Source organism: Halobacterium bonnevillei (genome assembly GCF_009831555.1).
Lineage (GTDB): Archaea > Halobacteriota > Halobacteria > Halobacteriales > Halobacteriaceae > Halobacterium > Halobacterium bonnevillei.
Genome location: NZ_WUUU01000306.1, coordinates 1 through 1,790 on the forward strand (window position 1 = coordinate 1; position 1,790 = coordinate 1,790).

Consider the following 1,790-nt stretch of genomic DNA (forward strand, 5'->3'; position numbering starts at 1 on the left):
CATCCTCGCCGGGGTTCGCAGCCGTCGCCGCGTGGCAACTGCTCACCGCACCGACCGGTGCGCTCGCGTGGCGGCCGGCGCCGACCCCGTGTTCCCCGGCGTCGCGTGCAGCGCAGTCGCGACGGTCGGCGTCTCCGCGTTCACCGACGACTGACTACGCCTCGTCGGCCAGCGACACCGTCAGCACGGGGACATCCGCGGACACGACGACCTCCCGGGAGACGCTGCCGAGCATCGACTGCTCGAAGTCCGAGCGCCGCGTGCCCATCGTCACGAGGTCGACGTCCGCCGAATCGACGTAGTCCAGAATCTCCTCGCCGGGGTTGCCGCGACGCAGTTCGGTCTCGACAGCGACGTCGGCGTCCTCGAACGCGCTTGCAGCCTCGTCGAGTGCGCCGTGTCCGTCCGCGCGGAGTTGCGCGAGCGCTTCGTCCTGCATCTCGTCATCCAGTGTCAGGAACGCGCGGTCGTCGACCACGTAGAGGACGTGGACTGTGGCGTCGCGTCGGCCGGCGATGTCGGCGGCGTGCTCGAAGACCCCCGTCATCGAGTCGCTCCCGTCAGTCGGCACCAGGATCCGCTCGTACATGCTCGACGCTAGAGCCGACTGGGTTATAGGCGAACGGATTTCGGCACGAGCCGAGTACCCCCGGAAGCGAGCCCCCATCGTCGGGAGTCGCGGTGGCGCCCTCAGCCTGCGAGTTCGAATCCGTCGACGGTCCGCGAGCCGTCGCGGTGCTGCCGGAGGTAGTAGGTGACGCCGGGCTGGTGGGCGGCCCCGACGACGAGGTGGACTGCCGGCGCAGTCTCGTGGTGATAGACCGCGTAATCAGCCATGTGTTCGTTGCGAGCGTGCGTGACGACCTCCAGTTCAGGGTCGTGGCGGCGCAGCCACTCGCGTTCGACCGGTTGCGGGAGGAACGCCCGCTGGTAGTACGACTGCAGCGCGTCGAGCAACGTGGGGTCGCGGGCGGCGTTCCTGGACAACTGGAACGACGCGAAGTCCCGGCCGGTGGCCGCGTCGGCGTGACTCGTCAGGAACGTCGTCGCGAGGTCGCCCAGCGCCGCCTCGAAGTCCTCGCCGTAGTACTGGCCGCCCGCGTCGATGAGGGAGAACGCGGCCGTCCGGAAGCGCCCGGCGAGCGCGTTCACGTCCTCGACGACGCCGTCGAATGCCGCTTCGGGCAGGTCGACGTGCGTGGCCGAATCGAGGCCCGCGCACTGTTCGGTCGCCCACGCGTAGTCGTCCATCTCGCAGACGCCCGCGACGTCGTCGAAGTACATGGGGCGGATGCCCTGCTCGACGTAGACGTTCGCGTCGTCGGCGAGAAACTGCGCGACGTGGCGGCGGAGGAAGTCGCGTTCGGCCGGCGTGTCAGCGTGCGTGACGCCGTGCACCCAGAACGCGGTGCCGTCGACGACCACCCGCGTTCCGGGGAGGTCGTCGGCCGCCGACAGCGGCGTCCCAGCGCGCGCTGTGAGTTCGCGGTGCTGGCGTTTCGCCGCGAAGTACGCGTCGTGTTCGGACGCCGCACCCGTCACGGCGACGAGGTCCGCGAGCGCGTCGGCTCCGCGAATCGCGTCGAGGCGGGTGCGTTCGGCCGCTGTGAGGCCGCTGTCGGCGTCCTGACTCATCGGCCGCAGTTAGGGGCCGACGCTGATAAGTTGCGGCTTCCCAGACCGTCCCGCTGGCAGCACCGGTCGACGAGTCGACGGCGGAGTATCGACAGCGGCGACCGCGACGCGCCGCCGTCAGAACAGGCGGTCGCGGCGATGGCGGCGCCGTCGAC

General features: G+C 70.3%; 2 protein-coding genes. Both read right to left on the reverse strand.

The genetic code is table 11. The annotated features are described in order from the left end of the window. Positions 1-154 precede the first annotated feature (154 nt). On the reverse strand, positions 155-589 hold the full coding sequence (locus tag GRX66_RS18705) for a universal stress protein (RefSeq protein ID WP_159527815.1): 435 nt from the start codon (positions 587-589) through the stop codon (positions 155-157). Positions 590-690: 101 nt separating this feature from the next. Next, positions 691-1,635, reverse strand: coding sequence for a hypothetical protein (locus GRX66_RS18710; protein ID WP_159527816.1), 945 nt, complete (start codon positions 1,633-1,635; stop codon positions 691-693). Between the last annotated feature and the right edge of the window lie 155 nt (positions 1,636-1,790).

Excerpts from the sequence above, each read along its gene's own strand:
- GRX66_RS18705 (WP_159527815.1), bottom strand. The coding sequence starts at position 589 with ATGTACGAGCGGATCCTGGTGCCGACTGACGGGAGCGACTCGATGACG.
- GRX66_RS18710 (WP_159527816.1), bottom strand. The coding sequence starts at position 1,635 with ATGAGTCAGGACGCCGACAGCGGCCTCACAGCGGCCGAACGCACCCGC.